The 19,749-nt window shown below is 43.3% G+C and carries 15 protein-coding genes, 2 pseudogenes and 1 riboswitch; of the genes and pseudogenes, 11 read left to right on the plus strand and 6 right to left on the minus strand.

Translation table 11 applies throughout. The features are described 5' to 3' along the window. Positions 1-45 precede the first annotated feature (45 nt). From acnD to CAG57_RS00610, 3 genes are read left to right on the plus strand one after another with little or no spacing between them, the layout of a single operon-like run. Entirely contained in the window at positions 46-2,628 is a 2,583-nt protein-coding gene (acnD, locus tag CAG57_RS00600; protein ID WP_161428037.1) for a Fe/S-dependent 2-methylisocitrate dehydratase AcnD, read from the plus strand. An 11-nt stretch (positions 2,629-2,639) separates the two neighbouring features. After that, positions 2,640-3,836: a 2-methylaconitate cis-trans isomerase PrpF gene (gene prpF, locus CAG57_RS00605; protein WP_161428031.1), complete on the plus strand. Its 1,197-nt coding sequence runs from the start codon at positions 2,640-2,642 to the stop codon at positions 3,834-3,836. 11 nt (positions 3,837-3,847) lie between these two features. Beyond that, positions 3,848-5,725 (plus strand): propionyl-CoA synthetase, encoded by a 1,878-nt coding sequence (locus tag CAG57_RS00610; RefSeq protein ID WP_161428030.1) that lies wholly within the window; start codon positions 3,848-3,850, stop codon positions 5,723-5,725. 230 nt (positions 5,726-5,955) lie between these two features. Here the strand turns inward: CAG57_RS00610 and CAG57_RS00615 are convergent, their stop codons facing one another. Then, entirely contained in the window at positions 5,956-6,645 is a 690-nt protein-coding gene (locus CAG57_RS00615; RefSeq protein WP_161428029.1) for a DedA family protein, read from the minus strand. Between the two features lie 663 nt (positions 6,646-7,308). Between CAG57_RS00615 and CAG57_RS16255 the strand changes: the two are divergent. The 3 genes and pseudogenes from CAG57_RS16255 to CAG57_RS00625 all read left to right on the plus strand — a co-directional run. Continuing rightward, a pseudogene (locus CAG57_RS16255) lies at positions 7,309-7,992 on the plus strand (PAS domain-containing protein); the annotation flags it as partial. Between the two features lie 186 nt (positions 7,993-8,178). Then, positions 8,179-8,532 (plus strand): annotated as a pseudogene (locus tag CAG57_RS16260) (methyl-accepting chemotaxis protein); the annotation flags it as partial. A 205-nt stretch (positions 8,533-8,737) separates the two neighbouring features. Continuing rightward, entirely contained in the window at positions 8,738-9,373 is a 636-nt protein-coding gene (locus tag CAG57_RS00625) for a LysE family translocator (RefSeq protein WP_099611207.1), read from the plus strand. A 39-nt stretch (positions 9,374-9,412) separates the two neighbouring features. On the opposite strand, the gene CAG57_RS00630 is transcribed toward CAG57_RS00625, so the two are convergent. Beyond that, positions 9,413-10,786, minus strand: a complete 1,374-nt coding sequence (locus tag CAG57_RS00630) for an alanine/glycine:cation symporter family protein (RefSeq protein ID WP_161427431.1) — start codon at positions 10,784-10,786, stop codon at positions 9,413-9,415. A gap of 96 nt (positions 10,787-10,882) precedes the next feature. Continuing rightward, a riboswitch (glycine riboswitch) is annotated at positions 10,883-10,990 on the minus strand. A 515-nt stretch (positions 10,991-11,505) separates the two neighbouring features. Between CAG57_RS00630 and CAG57_RS16005 the strand changes: the two genes are divergently transcribed. Beyond that, the gene (locus CAG57_RS16005) at positions 11,506-11,664 is read left to right on the plus strand and encodes a hypothetical protein (RefSeq protein ID WP_099611208.1); all 159 of its coding nucleotides are present in this window, start codon (positions 11,506-11,508) and stop codon (positions 11,662-11,664) included. Positions 11,665-11,683: 19 nt separating this feature from the next. Next, positions 11,684-12,412: a chromosome partitioning protein ParA gene (locus tag CAG57_RS00635; RefSeq protein WP_099611209.1), complete on the plus strand. Its 729-nt coding sequence runs from the start codon at positions 11,684-11,686 to the stop codon at positions 12,410-12,412. A 63-nt stretch (positions 12,413-12,475) separates the two neighbouring features. Here the strand turns inward: CAG57_RS00635 and CAG57_RS00640 are convergent, their stop codons facing one another. Both CAG57_RS00640 and CAG57_RS00645 read right to left on the minus strand, forming a co-directional pair. After that, positions 12,476-12,958 carry a YajQ family cyclic di-GMP-binding protein gene (locus tag CAG57_RS00640; protein WP_099611210.1) on the minus strand — a complete coding sequence of 161 codons (483 nt, stop codon included), beginning with the start codon at positions 12,956-12,958 and terminating at the stop codon, positions 12,476-12,478. 11 nt (positions 12,959-12,969) lie between these two features. After that, positions 12,970-14,034 carry a 3-deoxy-7-phosphoheptulonate synthase gene (locus tag CAG57_RS00645; RefSeq protein ID WP_161427430.1) on the minus strand — a complete coding sequence of 355 codons (1,065 nt, stop codon included), beginning with the start codon at positions 14,032-14,034 and terminating at the stop codon, positions 12,970-12,972. Positions 14,035-14,241: 207 nt separating this feature from the next. Between CAG57_RS00645 and CAG57_RS00650 the strand changes: the two genes are divergently transcribed. Beyond that, entirely contained in the window at positions 14,242-15,129 is an 888-nt protein-coding gene (locus CAG57_RS00650; protein ID WP_161433806.1) for a putative PEP-binding protein, read from the plus strand. A gap of 166 nt (positions 15,130-15,295) precedes the next feature. After that, on the plus strand, positions 15,296-15,775 hold the full coding sequence (locus CAG57_RS00655) for a DUF4442 domain-containing protein (RefSeq protein ID WP_161433808.1): 480 nt from the start codon (positions 15,296-15,298) through the stop codon (positions 15,773-15,775). Here the strand turns inward: CAG57_RS00655 and CAG57_RS00660 are convergent. Then, positions 15,772-17,121: a hypothetical protein gene (locus tag CAG57_RS00660; protein WP_161433810.1), complete on the minus strand. Its 1,350-nt coding sequence runs from the start codon at positions 17,119-17,121 to the stop codon at positions 15,772-15,774. The two genes, CAG57_RS00655 and CAG57_RS00660, sit on opposite strands and share 4 nt — an antisense overlap. Positions 17,122-17,222: 101 nt before the next feature. Here CAG57_RS00660 and CAG57_RS00665 point away from each other — a divergent pair, with 101 nt between their 5' ends. Beyond that, positions 17,223-18,056: a CvfB family protein gene (locus CAG57_RS00665; RefSeq protein ID WP_099611214.1), complete on the plus strand. Its 834-nt coding sequence runs from the start codon at positions 17,223-17,225 to the stop codon at positions 18,054-18,056. Between the two features lie 208 nt (positions 18,057-18,264). On the opposite strand, the gene rsmF is transcribed toward CAG57_RS00665, so the two are convergent. Further along, a complete protein-coding gene (gene rsmF, locus CAG57_RS00670) occupies positions 18,265-19,689 on the minus strand; it encodes a 16S rRNA (cytosine(1407)-C(5))-methyltransferase RsmF (protein WP_161430743.1) in 1,425 nt (474 codons plus the stop codon). Positions 19,690-19,749: the final 60 nt, after the last annotated feature.

Raw genomic sequence — 19,749 nt, forward strand, 5'->3', positions numbered from 1 at the left:
GGGTTATTGCTAGCCCGTCTTTGATGATTTTGGGAAATAACGATGATGAATAATCAATACAAAAAAACATTACCCGGTAGTCAAATTGAGTATTTTGATGCCCGTGAAGCCGTTAATGCCATTACTCCCGGTGCCTATGAAACGCTCCCTTATACGTCTCGTGTTCTTGCTGAAAACTTGGTGCGGCGTTGTGATCCACAAATCTTGGTTGATTCACTCAAACAGTTGATCGAACGTAAGCGTGATCTTGATTTTCCGTGGTATCCCGCTCGGGTGGTGTGCCATGACATTTTAGGGCAAACCGCTTTGGTGGATTTAGCCGGACTACGGGACGCCATTGCAGATCAAGGTGGCGATCCGGCCAATGTGAACCCTGTAGTAGAAACGCAGTTGATTGTTGATCACTCACTTGCGGTCGAACATGCCGGATTTGAGGTTGACGCTTTTGAGAAAAATCGAGCGATTGAAGAGCGTCGTAATGAAGACCGTTTCCACTTTATCGAATGGTGTAAAAATGCCTTTAAGAATGTCAACGTCATTCCGGCAGGTAATGGCATTATGCACCAGATCAATCTGGAAAAAATGTCGCCAGTGATTCAACTCAAAGAGGGGGTTGCTTATCCTGATACTTGTGTGGGTACCGATAGCCATACACCGCATGTGGATGCTTTGGGCGTGATTGCTATTGGCTTGGGGGGGCTAGAGGCTGAAACCGTCATGCTTGGACGCCCTTCTATGATGCGCTTACCCGATATTGTCGGTGTGAAATTAACCGGTAAACGTCAACCGGGGATCACTGCGACAGATATTGTGTTGGCACTCACCGAATTTTTGCGCCATGAGCGAGTGGTGTCGAGCTATCTTGAATTTTTTGGGGAAGGTGCGAAAGCGTTAACGATTGGTGATCGTGCCACGATTTCCAATATGACACCAGAATATGGCGCTAGTGCGGGCATGTTCTACATTGATGATCAGACGATTCAATACTTGAAACTAACGGGTCGAGAGCCTGAACAAGTGGCATTGGTTGAGCGGTATGCCAAACAAACAGGGTTATGGGCTGATGCATTAGAAACCGCGCAGTATGAGCGAGTACTGGAATTTAACCTTTCATTGGTTGAACGTAATATGGCAGGCCCTTCTAACCCTCATCGCCGTTTACCAACCTCGCAGTTGGTCGAACGTGGTATTGCTGAGCATGGTTTACCGCAAGAGGAGGGTCAGCTGCCAGACGGTGCCGTCATTATTGCTGCGATCACCTCTTGTACGAATACCAGCAACCCTCGCAATGTGGTTGCCGCTGGTCTTCTGGCAAAAAAAGCCAACCAACTGGGGCTGGTGCGTAAGCCTTGGGTAAAAAGTTCGTTTGCCCCGGGTTCCAAAGTAGCCAAACTTTATTTAGAAGAAGCCAATTTATTATCGGAGCTAGAAAAGCTGGGGTTTGGCATTGTTGCTTATGCGTGTACTACTTGCAATGGTATGAGTGGCGCGCTTGATCTCAACATTCAACAAGAAATTATAGAGCGCGATCTTTATGCTACTGCGGTGTTATCAGGCAATCGCAATTTTGATGGCCGTATTCATCCTTATGCGAAACAGGCGTTTCTTGCTTCACCGCCGCTGGTGGTTGCTTATGCATTGGCAGGATCGATTCGGTTTGATATTGAGCGTGATGCATTGGGTCTCGATAACAAGGGTAACCCCATCTATTTGCAGGATATTTGGCCAAGTGATGAAGAAATCGATACGGTTGTGGAAAGTTGCGTTAAGCCCGAGCAATTTCACCAAGTGTATATCCAGATGTTTAAATTGGATGACACGGAACATCACACCAGTCCACTGTATGACTGGCGGCCAATGAGTACATACATTCGTCGACCGCCTTATTGGCAAGGCGCTCTCGCGGGAGAACGAACACTCAACGCCATGCGGCCACTGGCCGTTTTAGGTGACAACATTACCACCGATCATCTTTCCCCTTCTAATGCCATTCTCGCCACCAGTGCAGCGGGGGAATATCTCACTCAAATGGGAATTCCTGAAGACGATTTTAACTCTTATGCGACCCATCGTGGCGACCACTTAACCGCCCAGCGGGCGACGTTTGCCAATCCAAAACTATTAAATGAAATGGTGAAGGAAAATGGACAAGTGGTACAAGGTTCGCTCACTCGCCTTGAACCAGAAGGTCAAGTGATGCGAATGTGGGAAGCTATTGAAACCTATATGCAGCGTAAACAGCCTTTGATCATCATTGCAGGAGCGGATTATGGGCAAGGTTCATCTCGTGATTGGGCGGCCAAAGGGGTTCGTCTGGCGGGGGTTGAAGCTATTGTCGCCGAAGGTTTTGAGCGAATTCATCGAACCAATTTAGTGGGCATGGGTGTGTTACCTTTGCAATTCAAGCAGGGAACCAACCGTTTAACCTTGGGCATTGAGGGGAGTGAACTTTTTGATGTGGAAGGGGATATTCAACCCGGCGTAGATCTCACGCTGCGTGTGACTCGTCAAACTGGTGAGCAGTTCTTGGTTCCGGTCATCTGCCGCCTTGACACGGCTGATGAAGTGCATGTGTATAACGCCGGTGGAGTTTTACAGCGTTTTGCGCAAGATTTTCTGGCCCAATAAGGAGTGCCGTTATGAGTGATGTCAATATCGCACCACAGCTCAGAATTCCCGCCACTTACTTACGAGGGGGAACCAGTAAAGGAGTGTTTTTTAAGTTGTCTGATCTCCCACTTGCGGCACAAGTGCCCGGAGAGGCACGCGATAAGTTGTTATTAAGAGTCATCGGCAGCCCAGATGCCTATGGCAAACAGATTGATGGAATGGGCGGGGCGACGTCCAGTACCAGTAAAGCGGTGATTGTCTCCAAAAGCGAAAAAAAAGGGCACGATGTAGATTACCTCTTTGGTCAGGTATCGATAGACAAACCTTTTGTTGATTGGAGTGGTAACTGCGGCAACCTTTCTGCTGCGGTTGGCCCCTTTGCCATTCACGCCGGATTGATTGATCCACAACGGATTCCTGAGCATGGGGTTGTTGAAGTCAACATTTGGCAAGTTAATATTCAAAAGAGCATCGTTGTTCACGTTCCTATTATTAATGGTGAAGTACAAGAAGTCGGCGAGTTTGAACTTGATGGCGTGACGTTTCCTGCGGCAGAGATCCAAGTCGATTTTCTCGATCCCGCAGAAGGTGAAGGATCGATGTTTCCAACAGGGAACTTGCGCGATACGTTAGTGATACCGGGATTTGAGCCTTTGCAAGTGACGCTGATTAATGCCGGTATTCCAACCATCTTTGTTGATGCGAGCGCTATCGGCTATCGCGGTTGTGAGTTACAAGATGAAATTAATAACGATCCGCACGCATTGGCTCGATTTGAAACGTTACGAGCTTACGGTGCACTAAAAATGGGATTAATCACCGACTTAGAGGAAGCAAAGGTTCGGCAACATACGCCCAAAATTGCCTTTGTTTCTCCACCGAAAAACTATCTCACCGCTAGCGGTAAAACGGTCACTCCGCAGCAGGTTGATGTGTTGGTGCGTGCCTTGTCGATGGGGAAATTACATCATGCCATGATGGGAACGGCGGCGGTTGCGATTGCTGCCGCTGCTTGTGTACCGGGAACCATTGTCAATCAAGCTGCAGGCGGCGGAGAAAAAACGCAAGTGGTTTTTGGTCATCCATCGGGCACATTAAAAGTGGGAGCGAAGGCTTGCCATTCAGAACAAGGATGGCGGGTTGAAAAAGCGGTCATGAGCCGCAGTGCCCGTATTTTGATGGAAGGGTGGGTTCGAGTTCCAGCTGAAAGCCTAAAGAACGAATAAGGAGAGGCACGATGTCGGCATATTTAAAGGAATATTTATCGGCAAAGGAGCAACCGGAAACGTTCTGGAAAGCTCAAGCTCAGCAGATTGATTGGTTCAAATTTCCGAAAACAATCTTATCAATAGATGACAACGGGATTGAGCGTTGGTTTTCGGATGGGGTGATGAATACGTGTTGGCTTGCATTAGATTATCATTGTCAGCAAGGGCGTGGTGATCACACGGCATTAATTTATGACTCGCCCGTTACCGGGAAAAAGCAGCGTTATAGCTATAATGCATTACGTGACAGTGTCGCGCGTGTGGCTGGCATGTTAGCCGATCAAGGAGTAACCAAAGGAGATCGAGTGATCATCTATATGCCGATGATTCCTCAAGCCGCCATGGCTATGTTGGCTTGTGCTCGGCTAGGGGCTATCCACTCTGTCGTTTTTGGCGGTTTTGCGCCGAATGAGCTTGCCGTTCGAATTGAAGATGCCGAACCGAAAGTGATCATCACTGCTTCTTGTGGCATCGAAGTCAATAAAGTGATTTCCTATAAGCCTATGGTGGATAAAGCCATTATGGATAGTCGCTGGAAACCTGAAAAAGTCGTGGTTTATCAACGGCCAGAGTGCCTTGCTGATCTTAACCATGCGCGAGATGTTGATTGGAGCAGTTTGCTACAACATGCCATTCCTAGCGCGTGTGTGCCGGTGTTGGCTACCGACCCGCTTTACATTCTGTATACTTCGGGAACGACTGGAAAACCGAAAGGTGTTGTGCGGGATAATGGCGGACATGCCGTTGCTTTAAAATATTCGATGCATACGATTTATCGTCAACCTCAAGAGGGGGTCTTTTGGGCGGCCTCTGATGTGGGATGGGTGGTTGGGCATTCTTACATTATTTATGCACCACTTATTCACGGGTGCACGACGATTCTGTATGAAGGGAAACCGGTACGAACACCAGACCCAGGCGCATTCTGGCGCGTGTGCCAAGAATACAAAGTTGACACCTTATTCTCTGCGCCAACCGCTTTTCGGGCGATCAAAAAAGAAGATCCAAATGGCGAACTGCTTAAGCAATACGATTTATCACAGCTAAGTACGATTTTTATGGCTGGCGAGCGATTAGATCCTCCTACTCTTGAATGGGTTGAAAGCCATACCGATAAACCTGTGATTGATCACTGGTGGCAGACGGAAACGGGCTGGGCGATTGCGGGGAATACCTTAGGGCTTGAATTCATACCAGTAAAAGCGGGATCTGCGACGAAAGCGATTCCCGGATATCAGGTAGAAATACTGAATGAATTGGGTGAGTCATTGCCAGCTAATCAACAAGGTTTTGTCGCCCTCAAGCGTCCACTGCCTCCAAGCTGTTTAACCACGATTTGGCGAAATCATGATAGGTTTGAATCCGGCTATTTAGCTCAATTTCCCGGTTATTATGTTTCAGGTGATGGGGGATATCTGGATGAAGACGGTTACCTGTTTATTATGGGACGCATTGACGACGTGATTAATGTAGCGGGGCACCGTCTTTCCACCGGGGAAATGGAAGAAATTCTCGGCGCACATCCCGCCATTGCGGAATGTGCTGTCGTGGGAGTGCATGACGAATTAAAAGGTCAGCTTCCACTCGGTTTCGTTGTGCTAAAAGATGGTGTTAAAATTGATGCGCCGACCTTAGAGGAAGAGCTAATCCGTCAGGTTCGTCGTCAAATTGGTGCAGTGGCTTGCTTTAAACATGCCTTAGTGGTGGAACGTTTACCGAAAACCCGTTCCGGTAAAATTTTACGGCGTATTATTCGGCAAATTGCTGATGGAGAAAGTTACACCGTTCCATCCACCATTGATGATCCCACCAGTTTGAGTGAACTAGAAAAAATACTTCATCATTAGGGGATGTTGATCTTTCGAGCTGATTTTTGCAGCCGTTTGTGGTTTCTTTATATAAGGCAAAGGTTGAAATGTAGTGGCTCTACTTGAGAAGCCGATAACGCCGTAGAAAAGAGCCACAAACGCTGCTCGAAGGGGGCGGCTAGCAGCGTTTTACTCTTTGTTGAGCTGTGTTTTGTTTAGAATCACTAGGCTACAAACCTCTCGCTGCGATTAAAACGCGTTTACAGTGCCTACTCTTTAACCCGTTTTATCTTGGCTATTTTATGTTTATGATTGGCTCGCCGCCGTATCCAACCCCCAAGCGCGATACTTGATAGCGCAATAAATAGCGTTGCCAGCGGAGCTAGCATTAACAGCTGATTGACGATTTTAGATAGATGCTCAGGTAATAGTGAAATACCATAGCCCGAGAAAATCAGACATAGGATCCATATCAATGCGCTTGATGGAGAAGTGAGTAAAAAACGCGTAGGAAGAATCGTATTTCTCAATCCCATAACCATCGGTAATAAAGAACGAACCACCGGAATAAAGCGTGCAAAGAACATCGCCAATAAACCATATTTTTGGATAAGACGATCGGTGGTTTGCCATTGCTTATCAGATACTTTCTCGAGCCAAACAGAGACTATGCGCGATTCTTTAAGATGATAGCCTTGATAAAAAGCAGCGATACTTCCCAACCAACCTGCCAGCACAAGAACACCAATAACCATATAGAGATTTAATATTCCTAACGCGGCGAGGCTGCCACAAAGAATCATCACGCTATCACAAGGTAGAGCGGCGGCGGGAATAAACGCACTTTCGACAAAAATTAGTAGTCCTAAACACAGGTAAAGCAAAGAAAGATCGGCCTGTTGTAACGCCAACAGATCCTGATGCCATAAGGCAGAAAATATCGACAATAACGCACTCATATTGTGTTCCTCAATCAGTAAATATTAAATTTTTCAGGGTGTTGATTGAGTGGTTATGTGTGAGCAAAACGAGAGTAAAGGTTTAAAAACTGAAGAGATTTACGGATAAATAGTGGCGTTCCAATGATGAGTATTGAAAAATAAGCCAATGTAATGAGCAGATGAATAAGCGTCGTTGAGTCAGATGCTATTGGATTTAATATCGTAACATCATCATCAAATATCGACTGGGCCCATGTGGCATGAGGTGGCTCGAGCCTGGAGTTTATCACCATTGAGTGATAGGAAGAATGAACGGTTTTGGGTGAAACAGTGGTACGAATTTTCGTCTCAGCACCGATAGACGTCGGCGTTATCGTGATATCGAGTGAACATAAAGTACTCAATATCAATACAGTAAAAATAAGTGGCTGAATCATACTTGTTATTATCAGGAACGTTATATCGCGGCAAGTATGCGGTCTCCTTCCTGTGCTGTAAAGTAATTAATCGATACCATTGATAACCAATAGTGATTCAATCATTTTATGCTAATATTCATTCTAAATGGATCGAATGTGTTGGGACTGTATGTTTTTGAATAAATCATGCCAAAAAGAAAATCAGCAATTAAAGGATCAGCTCTATTCATTAGAACAGGTTCGAGAGAGTCTTGATGGGGATATGCTGAGAATTACGCTTAACCCGCAAGGTAAAATTATATCGGTTAATGAAAATTTTGAACAAGAACTCGGTATTGTGTTTTCGACGATTGAAGGAATAAATCTTATTGATTTAGTCCCTCGGAAGGCTAGACATACATCACACTTCAACAACTTGAAGGTCGCCCTCGAACAGAAAAAACATTGGAATGGGGCATTTCAAATAGAAAAGCCAAACGAACAAGAAGCTTGGCTACGCATTATTTTGCAGCCGATTCTTAATACGCAAGGGCAGTTGTTACATTTTATTGTTTTGGCGACAGAACTTACCCGTACCATTACCACATCTCGCGCACAGGAAGATATGTTGAACGCACTTAATCGTTCAATGGCGGTGATTGAATTTACCTTGGACGGACATATCATTCGTGCTAATGATAACTTTCTCCGTGCAATGGGATACCGCAGTAATGAGCAGATTGCGGGAAAACATCACCGTATTTTTTGTGACGCACAAGAAGCGAACTCCTCAGCGTACTCCGCTTTTTGGAAAAAATTAGCCAGCGGGCAATATGTTTCTGAGCGTTTTAAACGAGTTGATAGTTACGGTCAGGTCGTGTGGTTGGAAGCGTCTTACAATCCTATTCATAACGATGTCGGTGAGCTATATAAAGTCGTGAAGTTTGCCACGGTTATCACGGATCAAGTCAATCAAGAATTAGCGGTTTCAGAAGCGGCAAAAATTGCCTATACCGTGTCTGAAGAAACCGGCCAACAAACCTTAGAGGGGCAACAAGTTGTCACCGCTATTATTGATAAAATGGATAATCTCGTTAAGCAAATGAAGCAGGCGACTGCCGATATTGAATCCCTTAATCAGCATTCTCAAGAAATAAGTAAGCTGGTTGAAAGTATCAGTGGGATTGCTGATCAAACTAATTTGTTGGCGCTTAATGCTGCGATTGAAGCCGCAAGAGCCGGTGAACAAGGGCGTGGTTTTGCGGTGGTGGCTGATGAAGTCAGACAACTCGCCTCCAGAACAAACAGTACAACGGAAGAAATCGTGACGGTTGTAGCAGAGAACTTACAGAAAACAACCAAAGCGGTGGAACTGATAGTCGCTTGTCAAGCACAAGCGGGTGATACTTTGGCATTATCGACTCAAGCAGGCCAATTGATGGAGGATGTACAACATGGCGCACAAAAAGTTGTGGGTGCGATCAGTCAATTTAGTCAAAAACTCTAATAGCTTGTTACAGCAAGTTATGATTATATAAACTTGAAATAACCTTTCTGTGCTTGTAACTATTCAGCCGCGCAAACTGATTTTGAGACGACTGAATTTTGTTATGTGCAACAGAAGAAAAGATGATTGATAGGGACGTCAATGTGTTTGCTCTTTTCAGAGTGAGGAGCTTGCTCGCCCCATCCAAACTATTTGGTGAGCCATGATGTATATTCAAAATTTTGAAGCTTTTCTTATTGCTATTACTATCCTCACATTAACCCCAGGGCTAGATACCGCTTTAGTGATCCGTAATACTTCTCGTGCAGGAATGGCTGATGGTTGTGTAACAAGCCTCGGTATTTGTGTTGGGTTATTTGTTCATGCAACTTTCTCAGCCATTGGCATTTCAGCCATTTTAACCCAATCCTCTGAACTGTTTCATATCATGAAAATGGTGGGCGCGGGTTATTTGATCTGGTTAGGTTTTGTGAGTTTACGTTCGTTATCTACTGCAGGACAAGGGATAAAAGTGAGCCGTTTATCTCATACCCAATTAAATATTAACCGTTCACTACGGGAGGGTTTTTTGTCTAATGTATTAAACCCTAAAACAGCCGTATTTTACCTTGCTTTTCTTCCACAATTTATTAATCCAGAACACTCCCCTTTATTGCAATCTTTATTTATGGCTGGAATTCACTTTATGATCGCAATGAGTTGGCAATGTGGGTTGGCCGGGGCATTGAGTTCAGCGAAAAATTTATTAAAAAATAGGACTTTTATGCGCTGGATGGAAGGCACCACTGGAGTGGTGTTAATGGGGTTAGGTCTTAAGCTAATCACTGATGAATCCGTATAGATATTTGAAAAACCGCAGATTACTCTGCGGTTTTGAGCGTTATGCTTTGGCCTTGACTCGTTTAATAGCCGGAATTTGAGCATCAAAATAAAGCTTGGTTTCTTGGAGCACAACTTGGCGTAGAGCGATCAAACCAATTAGGTTAGGAATCGCCATTAGTCCATTGACAATATCAGCGATAATCCAAATTAAGTCTAAATGTAAAAAAGCACCTGACGCGATCAAAGCAATAAAAATAACCTTATAAGGCAAAATGGCTTTGGTTCCCCACAGAAATACGACACAGCGTTCGCCATAGTAGTTCCAACCTAAAATAGTGGTAAAAGCAAAAAAGATTAACCCAATAGAGACTAATAGCGGCCCTAAGGTTTGTGCTTGAAGGCCAGTAGCAAACGCATTAGTTGTCATCGCAGCTCCGGCTAAGTCGCTTTGCCATGCTCCGGTTAAAATTAAAGCAAGGCCGGTCATGGTACAAATAATGATGGTATCGAAAAAGGTTCCCGTCATAGAAATGAGCCCCTGCCTAACACAAGAGTCTGTTTTGGCAGCAGCTGCGGCCATGGGAGCGCTACCAAGCCCTGATTCGTTAGAGAATACCCCGCGAGCAATTCCAGATTGAATAGCAAGCATGATGCTTGCGCCTAAGAATCCACCACTTGCTGCGGTTGGAGTAAAGGCGGACACTAGTACTAATTGCAAAGCGCTAATGAGTTGATCGGCATGACTAATGATCACACTAAGACAAGCCACAATATAAAAAAGCGCCATCACAGGAACGACTTTTCCAGCGACTTTGGCGATCGATTGAATACCGCCAATGGTGACAAAAGTGACTAGGATAGTCAGTACAATGGCGGATATTTCACGAGGAATTCCCAAAGAGATCTCGCTTGCATCGAGAATCGCGTTGACTTGTGGAAAAGTACCAATGCCAAAGCAAGCAACCCCGAGCGCAAATACGGCAAACAAAACGGCGAGTGTTTTGGAACCTACACCATCTCGCAAGTAGTACATGGGCCCGCCAACCATTTGGCCTTTGTCATCGACCTTACGATATTTAACCGCAAGTAAGCATTCCGCATATTTGGTTGCCATACCAAATAAAGCAGCTAGCCACATCCAAAATAAAGCCCCGGGCCCGCCGAGTTTAATAGCGGTAGCCACACCGACAATATTACCTGTACCTATGGTTGCCGAAAGCGCCGTACATAACGCCGCAAAACTAGAGACGTCACCCTGCTTATCACCGGGTTCTTTACTGAACACCATTTTTATAGCTGAAGGCAAACGACGAAACTGAAGAAGGCCTAGCCGAAAAGTAAAATAGATGCCTGTGCCAACGAGTAAAATGAGAAGGGGTGGCCCCCAGATAAAGTGATCAATGGTTTGTAGCAGTGATTGTAGGTTACTCATGTATTCCCCTTAATAAGTAATATCTAAGGAGAAGAGGAAAGGAATAAAGCATAACGCTCAAAAAGCAAGCCATAGCGGCTTGTTTGAAAAATGACCTTTCACTCCTCTGTCCTTTTGCCTGAGAGTTTCACTCTGCAATGGTGTGAACCAGCAGAACTTGCTCCTTCGGCGACCGATTCAACGGTTCTCTCCAGAGGTTCCTCCAACTACAGTCCTCGCAATTCTTCTAAGAAGAATAAAGCACCTGAAAGATTTACTTCTTCGGCGGGTTTGCTTGGCCTATATGTTACATATAGGTTAACAACCTCTCTCCTGCAGTCTTCAACGGAACAATTATCTGATATGGTGATAATTTGCTTCGCGATATTAACGAAAAAAAATTGTGATGTCATCTACAAATATAAAGTAACAGGTAATTGATTGGTCAGATAAACGTTTGGTGTGTAAATTGAACAATTTATCGGGCAGAGAAGGGTAACTTCTTGATCCTGAATACAGATAATCAACTTTTCTCTGACTATTTAGACGTAATCAGTGGTATAAAATAGCAAGGGTAAAACGAATTAACGTAAAGTGCCTGCCAGAGAGTGTGCATGAAGCAGTCATAAGCAGCGTGGTGTTGTGATAAAAACCAATAATACCGACCTGCTTTAAGTCGAACGGAGTATTTATGCCTAAGCTTAAATAAGTTAGGTAAACAAGAAACGAGGGAGTGAGTTATGGGTAGACTAATCGCAATTGGAGTATTGATTGTGTTAGCGTTTTTACTTATTCGTTATGGAACGAATGCCAAATTCCAAAAGTGGATAGTGATAGTCTTACTTAGTGCTTTTGCTCTCTATACCGTCTCACTGGTTGTCACTGAATTGATCCGCTGATGTATCGTTGGGAGTTTATGTGAATCAAAAAAATCAAGATGAACATGATGTCGTTATCATCGAAGAGCGTGATAAGCGCAGTTATTTATACATTACGATTGCCGCAATTTTAGGCCTTGCCTTGGGAGGACTGATTGGCTCGAGCTTAACTGCTACGAAATGGGAAGTGAACTACTCAAACTTACAAGTGCAATTTCAGCAATGGAAAGATGAAATGCAGCAGCATAATGTTGTCACAGCTCAAAATTCAGAGCAGTTAGCACAACAATGGCAAGCGAAATTGCAATCACAATTAGAGGCTCAGCAAAAAGAGTATCAAACCAAACTTCAGCAGGTTGAGAAACAACTGGTGGAATTGGAAAAAATCAACCTTTCATTAGAGCAGCAGTTAGATAAGCAAAAAGATGCATTGCAGAGTGCAGATGCGCAAAATTCTCGTTTAAATCGGCAAGCGGATATGCAAGCCGTTCTGTTTGAACGTTCGCGTGAACTGTTTCAAAAAGAATTGAAAGTCAAACAGGCGATCGTGCAGTTACAGCAAGAACAAGAGCAATTAGCTAAAACTGCAAAGGAACTTAAAAAAGAGTGCGATATTTATCTACAAGGACAGTCTTGGGATGCTAAATCGGATGCTTGCGATAAGCAAGATGATGCAAACTCGAGACTTAGCCAGATAGCGCAGATGCTTCGAGTCCATCAAATGGATTTAGAGCAAATTAAGTCTTTATCGGAAGATTTGGGCTTGTAATAAAGAATCCAGCCGAATAAATAAGGCTGGATTCTTTATCTGTACATCGGTGACCTGACGCAATTAGTCACGAAAGTTATTGTATTGAAAAGGTTGTTCTAGTTCAGAGTCTCGAAGCAAAGCGATCACTGATTGTAAATCATCTCGTTTTTTGCCTGTGACTCGAATTTTATCGCCTTGAATAGCAGCTTGAACTTTCAATTTGGCATCTTTGATCATTTTGACCACTTTTTTTGCCAGTAATGTTTCAATACCTTGCTTTAATATCACCTCTTTATACCATTTTTTGCCGGAGTGGACTGAATCTTTCAACTCCATCGAGCGAACATCAACGCCTCGTTTGGCTAAATTATTGCGCAAAATATCCATCATTTGGTTCAGTTGAAATTCACCTTCCGCGACTAATTTTACGGTTTGCTCTTTAAGTTCAAAGCTTGCTTCTACATTACGAAAATCAAAGCGAGTGGCCAGTTCTCGATTAGAGTTATCGACCGCATGACGCAATTCGACGTTATCAACTTCTGAAACGATATCAAAAGAAGGCATGGTTTGTTTCCTTATTCGTTACAAGTTCGTTTTATTTTTACCGCTTTTGCTAATCGGGCGATCATGAGGTTCGTGTCTTCCCAACTTAAACAAGGGTCGGTAATCGATTGCCCATAAGTGAGATTATTTAAGTCACTCATCGATTGATTGCCTTCGACAATAAAGCTTTCGGCCATGATGCCAGCAATCTTGGTACTGCCTGATTCCAGTTGTTGGCAAATGACTTCTGCAACCTCCAACTGTTTACGGTGCTGCTTTTGGCAATTTGCATGGCTAAAATCGACCACTAGGCGTTGTGGTAACTCAAATTGAGCCAATTGTGCACACGCATGCGCTACTGATGCTTGATCAAAGTTTGGTCCGGTTTCGCCACCTCGTAAAATGATGTGACCAAATGGATTACCACTCGTACGATAGACGGTCATTCGCCCATTTTTATCAGGTGAATAGAAATAATGAGAGGCTTGAGAGGCTCGAATTGCATCAATAGCGATTTTTATGTTGCCATTCGTACCATTTTTAAACCCGACTGGGCAAGATAGCGCGGATGCCATTTCTCGATGAATTTGTGACTCCGTTGTACGTGCTCCAATGGCTCCCCAACTGATAAGATCGGCAATATATTGCCCAGTAATCATATCGAGAAACTCGGTGGCTGTAGCTAAACCAAGTTTATTGATCTCTAACAGTAATTGTCGAGCTTTGTTCAAACCATCTTCCAAGGCATAAGAGCCATCGAGATTGGGGTCAGTGATCAAGCCTTTCCAGCCGACGACCGTACGTGGTTTTTCAAAATAGGTACGCATGACAATGAATAGCTCATTATCATATTTTTTTTGAATTTGGCTTAAGCGAAAAGCGTAGTCGAGAGCGGCCTGAGTATCATGAACGGAACAAGGGCCAATAATCACCAGTAATCGATCATCTTTGCCAGTAAGAATTTGCTCTATTTGTTGCCGTGAGCGAGCGATACGATCTGCGATATCATCGGTGATAGGGTGAGCCTGACTGAGCTCAGCCGGTGTGGGCATAGGACCCAAGGCTTGGGTGCGTAATTCATCAGTTTTCAGTGGCATAAGATTGCCTGTTCTTTTTATTGCGAAGCGCTAAAGATAACGAATTTACCGGTCAGAATAAACCACTTAACACAAAAGGGCGTGATACAATTTACTTTTCGTTTAATTATTCATTTAATATGCATAATTATTTAATTTATTTACTTGTTTTTCTTGCTGTATATCGGTATTTTCAAGTCTATCAATTTAAGGATGAACGGAGCTACCATGAGTTTACAGCAACCACTAGCGATCGTGCCAAAATTGGCACAAGGAAATACATTACCTCAAACCTCGCCCCAAACCGCGAGTGATGATTTGTTTGTTTCTCTTTCTGAGCTTATTGCTGATAGTGTTTTTTATCATCCGGCAGTGTCTTTTGAGGATGCTTCAGTCACTGAATTAGAAAAAAACTCGTTGTCGGCATTATTAGATGGAAAAACCATCGAAGCGCATTTTGTGGCAACCTTAGTTAGCCGGATTGAAGAGGGAATTCGTCCGTTCCATAAAGTGATCCGCATCTGTTTTAGTGGAGTAGACAGTGCACAATTTAAAACATTAATTGGTGGCGAACGTGAGCCAGTAGAAATGAATCCAGCGATGGGCGTACGTGGTGTTTCTCGGTTTGCTTCTGAGGCGTATGCGAAGGCATTTAGTTTAGAGTGCCAAGTCATCAAAGAATTACGCGATAAAGGCTACCATATTGAAATTGTTGTTCCATTTGTTCGAGCATTGAGTGACGCAGCAACTATCATTGATCGTCTGGCTGAACAGGGCCTGCCTCGTGGGCTTAATGGCTTGAAAGTTTTATACGCTTGTCATGTCCCAGCTGCTGCAATCTTGGCTGAACGTCTATTGCAATATTTTGATGGTATGGTGATTGATTGGCAGGATTTAACACAATTTACTTTAGCTGTTGATAAAGACAATCGTGAGCTTGATTATCTTTATAACCCAGATAGTGAGGCGATTATGTTGTTAGCAGAAACCGCTATCAAAGCCGCCCAGCAAGCGAAAAAGCCTTTATTAGTGGTAACTCATGCACTACAAGCTTACCCTAAGCTACAAAATTTCTTAGCAGAGAATGTGCACGCTGAATCGATTTATAATTTTTGAACCGCCGCCCACCGGTTTTCCCGATGCATTGTATGGGCATCGGGATAACTAAAAAGTGATCAAGGCAGTGGAATTAAAGTAGAACCGCCTCATTTTTTAACATTCTGTTGACATTTTTCTTGGCTTGGAATTTACTGGTCTGACAAGTCAATGAGGATGTGTGGTTATGCTTTCAGCGCTTACTAAAGCAAATTTTTATTTAAATTATTTTGGTTTTCTTAAAGTCCCTTTAATTTGGTATTGTCGGCCAAAAATTCTCTCGCTTAGTGCTCAAGCGGTAGAAGTTTCTATTCCTTTAAAGCGACGTAATAAAAATCATCTCAACAGTATGTATTTCGGTGTATTGGCTGTGGGTGCTGATGTGGCTGGTGGATTTATGGCGATGCATAAAGCCCAATTGCGTGGCCAACCGATTTCACTGGCGTTTAAAGAGGTCAAAGCGGAGTTTTTTAGGCGTCCTGAGGCTGCAGTTCATTTTCATTGCGATCAAGGTAAAGTGATTGATGAAATGTTAGATCAAACCATCGCAACAGGACAGCGAGTAAATAAGGCGATAAAAATTATCGCCACATGCCCGTCGCTGCATGGCAATGAGCCAATGGCTGAGTTCTGGCTGACGTTATCACTAAAATGCAGTAAAGCTTAGTCTAATGTTATTGATTCGATATCTACAATTTTGCTTCGGTTCAGAACGATTTTCCAACGGTAATAAACCGGAGGATGTTGATGATCATCTTCTCGCACGATTAAGTTAATGAGATGGCGTTTTTCAACGGACTCTCGGCTGACTTGGCCGTTATTAAGACGATAAATTCGGTTAGAACCTTTATCCATTAAACGTGTAATCGGCCTGAGGTCGATCATCATTGATTCTCGAGTTTCTTCATAACCGCTCATAAAGCGCGAGGTGGACATTTCAACCTTAGAGCAGTAGTGCAAAATTTGTTCTTCTCGTTGAACCACTCGTTTCTTTCTTAGTTTCTTAATTTTTTCCGGTAAAGTGGATAAGTTTCGATAATCGAGCCACTCATCTTTTTGTCCTACCTGTTTCGCTGTACTCGGGTCAAAGTAACGACGACGCCATTTAGGCTTACCTTTACGAATCCAGCGCCAAAGCATATCACGTAGATCATCTTTGAATATTTCGCGTAAAGCATAAATGAAAGACATGGCAATAATAAAAGAGGCGGTAATTTCGCCCCAATAATCACGAGCTGACACCGCAGTAATGGTCACGATGACCATAATTAAGCCGGTGGCTAGGCCTTTAACCGCTCGCTTCATATTATTGCCCAAGGAGGTGACTTTCTCATTGAGAATAATAGGATGCTCAATGAGGCGGCGTAATAAACGCATTTTATTGCTTAATCGCGTGATATCCGTATCAGCCTTCGGCGAGTTGTAATGATTGAGTGCTCGGTGTGCTTGTTCTTTTTCTACTAAAGTGATCAATCGCTCTTTGATGGTTTTATAATCACTGTCGCGGGTTAAATGAGCAATAATAGAAAGAAACTTTTGTTCAGTATACCAAGAAAGATAGTTATCGATATTAGCGTAATAACGCTTGATGCTTTCTTCGTAAGGAATGGTACGTCTCAAACGTTTAAGGATATCAAGCGATAGCTCTATCACAGTATCGACCTCATCTGCTGTAACGTTGTCACTGTTTGAGTTGAGCTGACTTACCGCTCGATCTAAAGCGATCACGTATTGATAGGCAAAAAGACTTAAGCTGACACGATATTGAGTGGATGAAAGCCGGCCTCGTTGTGCCAAGCGACTGTGTACCAGAGGAAGTAGAATTTTATCGCTGTAATAGGAACGCTTTTGATGAATTGAGCTATAGAAAAACTCAGATTCAGACATCACTTCCGGTGTTAAACCGAGTTCTCCTGGAATAAATAAATAAGCATCGAGATCCAGTTTTTTACTTTTTGACATTTCGGTTGAAATTTTTAAAGTAACCGCGTCATGCTTATCTACAATGATCAACGAAAGCTCCTGAAAAATTACTGAATTTTATCTTTACAATAGGGAGAAAGCATACCAGAGATCACGTATAATCTCTGCAAATTTGCTGTGAGACGTTTTACATGATTAACATTGGCCAGATTAATAGTTTAGAAGTCGTAAAGATAACAGACTTTGGTGTCTTTTTGGATGCGGGAGAGTTTGGTACCACACTGTTGCCTAAACGATATATTCCAGAAGCGGTTGAATTAGGGCAGTTTATCGATGTGTTCTTATTTTTGGATTCAGAAAACCAACTGGCCGCGACAACAGAAATGCCGATTGCACAAGTGGGTGAATGGGGGTTAATGCAAGTTGTCAGCGTTAACAGTACTGGGGTTTTTGTGAGCTGGGGAATTAAAGATAAAGATCTACTGGTTCCTTTTAGTGAGCAGCGCGCCCGTTTTACTGTCGGACAAACGATTTTGGTTTATGTCTATATCGATAAAGCTTCAGGGCGGATAGTTGGAACCACAAAATTTAATAAATGGCTGGATAAAACGCCAGCCCACTATACTCGTAACCAACAAGTTGAGCTTTTGATCGCAGAGCGTTCTGAACTTGGCTATAAGGCAATTATCAATGGTTCGCACTGGGGAATGATTTTCCCTTCCGATGTGTTTGGAAAGTTATTTATCGGTAAAAAGCTTAAAGGGTACATCAAGGGGGTTCGTCCTGACGGTAAAATCGATCTTGCCTTACAAAAGATCGGAGTAGAAAAGATGGATGAGCTCAGTTCAAAGGTGCTAGAAATATTAGAGAAAAAGGGGGGATTTTTGCCTTTGTGCGATAAATCATCTCCAGAAGCTATTTTTGCTACCTTTCGCACCAGTAAAGGCACGTTTAAGAAAACGATTGGTAGTTTATTTAAGCAAGGTAAGATCATCATTGAACAAGATGGTATTCGCTTAGTGTAGTGTCTAACGCTTAGTGTAGTGTCTAATGATAAAAAAAGGCCCGAAACTCAAGGTTTTGGGCCTTAGGGGAAGTTAGTTCATAAGGGAACAGCATTACTCTCTGAATATCTTCTTCGTTATTCGAGAATAACAACCCAAGTATAGTTCATTTTTTGAAGATCAGGATGCAGGTTGGCTTCTTGGCTTCACCATCGCATTGCCTCGTGGACTAAAATAAGTTTTTATCCTTGACTCGCTCTCTTGGAAGTCCATTTTTAATTCGGTTACTGACCCATTTACCTAATCCGATCGCGTGCCCTTGGTAAGAGACGATCACTTCACCTTGGTTTTGACTCTGCTCTGGGCGGATGTCTCTGCCCATAAACCACTCCCTTGCTTGTGCTTTTGTTAGTTCTATACGATGGATATTATGGCCAACTGCCAGTGTGGTCGCTAGTTGGTGCTGCCAGCGGTATCCATGTTTATGAGTCTCTGCGATTTTAATGCCCATGCGAGAAAACCTGAGTTCACCTAGCATGGGTTCTAATGCCGTGGGGAATAGCCAAATATCATTATCTCGTAACCAGAGACTGGTTTCGTTGGGGAGCGTAATCCCTAAAGACGTTTTTAGTTGTTGATTTATTTCGGCACAAATTTTAGCGTTGGCCTTTTCAAAAGGAAATTGGCCTAAGCGCTTTTTCACTTGTGGTGAAGGTACCGCAGCATTTTTTCTTATCCTAGCAACAAAAAAACCTTCACAATCATATATTTGAGGAAATATATGTAAAAAGCCCTCTTCAGTGATGGCATGAGAAGCTTGTTCAAATAGCGAATCTAGTCGTTCAAAAGTCACGGCATCACCATAGGCTTTCTTTAAATGCCAGCATATGTCTTGGTTTTCTTCGCGGCTTAAAGTACAAGTAGAGTAGACCATGATACCGCCCACTTTTAATGCTTGAAACGCACTTTCAATTAAGCTTTTTTGGGTACAAGCAATAGAAAGTACTGAAGATTTACTCCAATTTTTCATCGCATCAGGATCTTTACGAACGGTTCCTTCTCCCGAACAAGGGGCATCTAGTAAAACGGCATCAAATTGTTCTGGCAACCATCCCCCAAAGACTTGGCCATCAAAGTTACTTAAAGCAACGTTTCTTATTCCGCAACGCTCAATGTTAGCATGAAGAATTTTTACCCGGCTGGCAGAATATTCATTGGCGACTAATACACCTTGATTATCCATTAATGCCGCCATTTGAGTCGTTTTTGAACCAGGCGCTGCAGCCATATCTAATACTGCATCAAACGTTGCGGTTTGCTGCATAAATAGGGCTGAAACGGGCATCATTGAGCTGGCTTCTTGAATATAAAACAATCCCGCCATATGTTCTGCTGTATTTCCAAGCGGAACTTCACTTTCATCAGCGGTGATCCAAAACCCGCAATCACACCAAGGTATAGCGTCTAATTGCCAGCCTTTACTTTGTGCCTGCTGCATAAAATCTGACACCGTGATTTTCAACGTATTAACTCGAATGCTTTTTCGTAACGGCCTTTGGCAGGCTTGAATAAAGTCAGACAGATTTAAATGGGGAGGAAGAATTTCGGCAATAGTGGCAAGAAATTCTTCGGGTAGGGCAACGTTGGAATGCAAAACGGAGTCTCGTTTGAAAATTTAAAGGCCATAATTATATACTGAACACGGTCACAGGAG

The organism is Vibrio sp. V30_P3S12P165, assembly GCF_009904905.1.
In the GTDB taxonomy this organism is placed as follows: Bacteria; Pseudomonadota; Gammaproteobacteria; order Enterobacterales; family Vibrionaceae; genus Vibrio; species Vibrio fujianensis.

Coding starts and splice junctions, on each gene's coding strand:
- acnD (WP_161428037.1), top strand. CDS start 46: ATGAATAATCAATACAAAAAAACATTACCCGGTAGTCAAATTGAGTAT.
- prpF (WP_161428031.1), top strand. CDS start 2,640: ATGAGTGATGTCAATATCGCACCACAGCTCAGAATTCCCGCCACTTAC.
- CAG57_RS00610 (WP_161428030.1), top strand. CDS start 3,848: ATGTCGGCATATTTAAAGGAATATTTATCGGCAAAGGAGCAACCGGAA.
- CAG57_RS00615 (WP_161428029.1), bottom strand. CDS start 6,645: ATGAGTGCGTTATTGTCGATATTTTCTGCCTTATGGCATCAGGATCTG.
- CAG57_RS00625 (WP_099611207.1), top strand. CDS start 8,738: ATGTATATTCAAAATTTTGAAGCTTTTCTTATTGCTATTACTATCCTC.
- CAG57_RS00630 (WP_161427431.1), bottom strand. CDS start 10,786: ATGAGTAACCTACAATCACTGCTACAAACCATTGATCACTTTATCTGG.
- CAG57_RS16005 (WP_099611208.1), top strand. CDS start 11,506: ATGGGTAGACTAATCGCAATTGGAGTATTGATTGTGTTAGCGTTTTTA.
- CAG57_RS00640 (WP_099611210.1), bottom strand. CDS start 12,958: ATGCCTTCTTTTGATATCGTTTCAGAAGTTGATAACGTCGAATTGCGT.
- CAG57_RS00645 (WP_161427430.1), bottom strand. CDS start 14,034: ATGCCACTGAAAACTGATGAATTACGCACCCAAGCCTTGGGTCCTATG.
- CAG57_RS00650 (WP_161433806.1), top strand. CDS start 14,242: ATGAGTTTACAGCAACCACTAGCGATCGTGCCAAAATTGGCACAAGGA.
- CAG57_RS00655 (WP_161433808.1), top strand. CDS start 15,296: ATGCTTTCAGCGCTTACTAAAGCAAATTTTTATTTAAATTATTTTGGT.
- CAG57_RS00665 (WP_099611214.1), top strand. CDS start 17,223: ATGATTAACATTGGCCAGATTAATAGTTTAGAAGTCGTAAAGATAACA.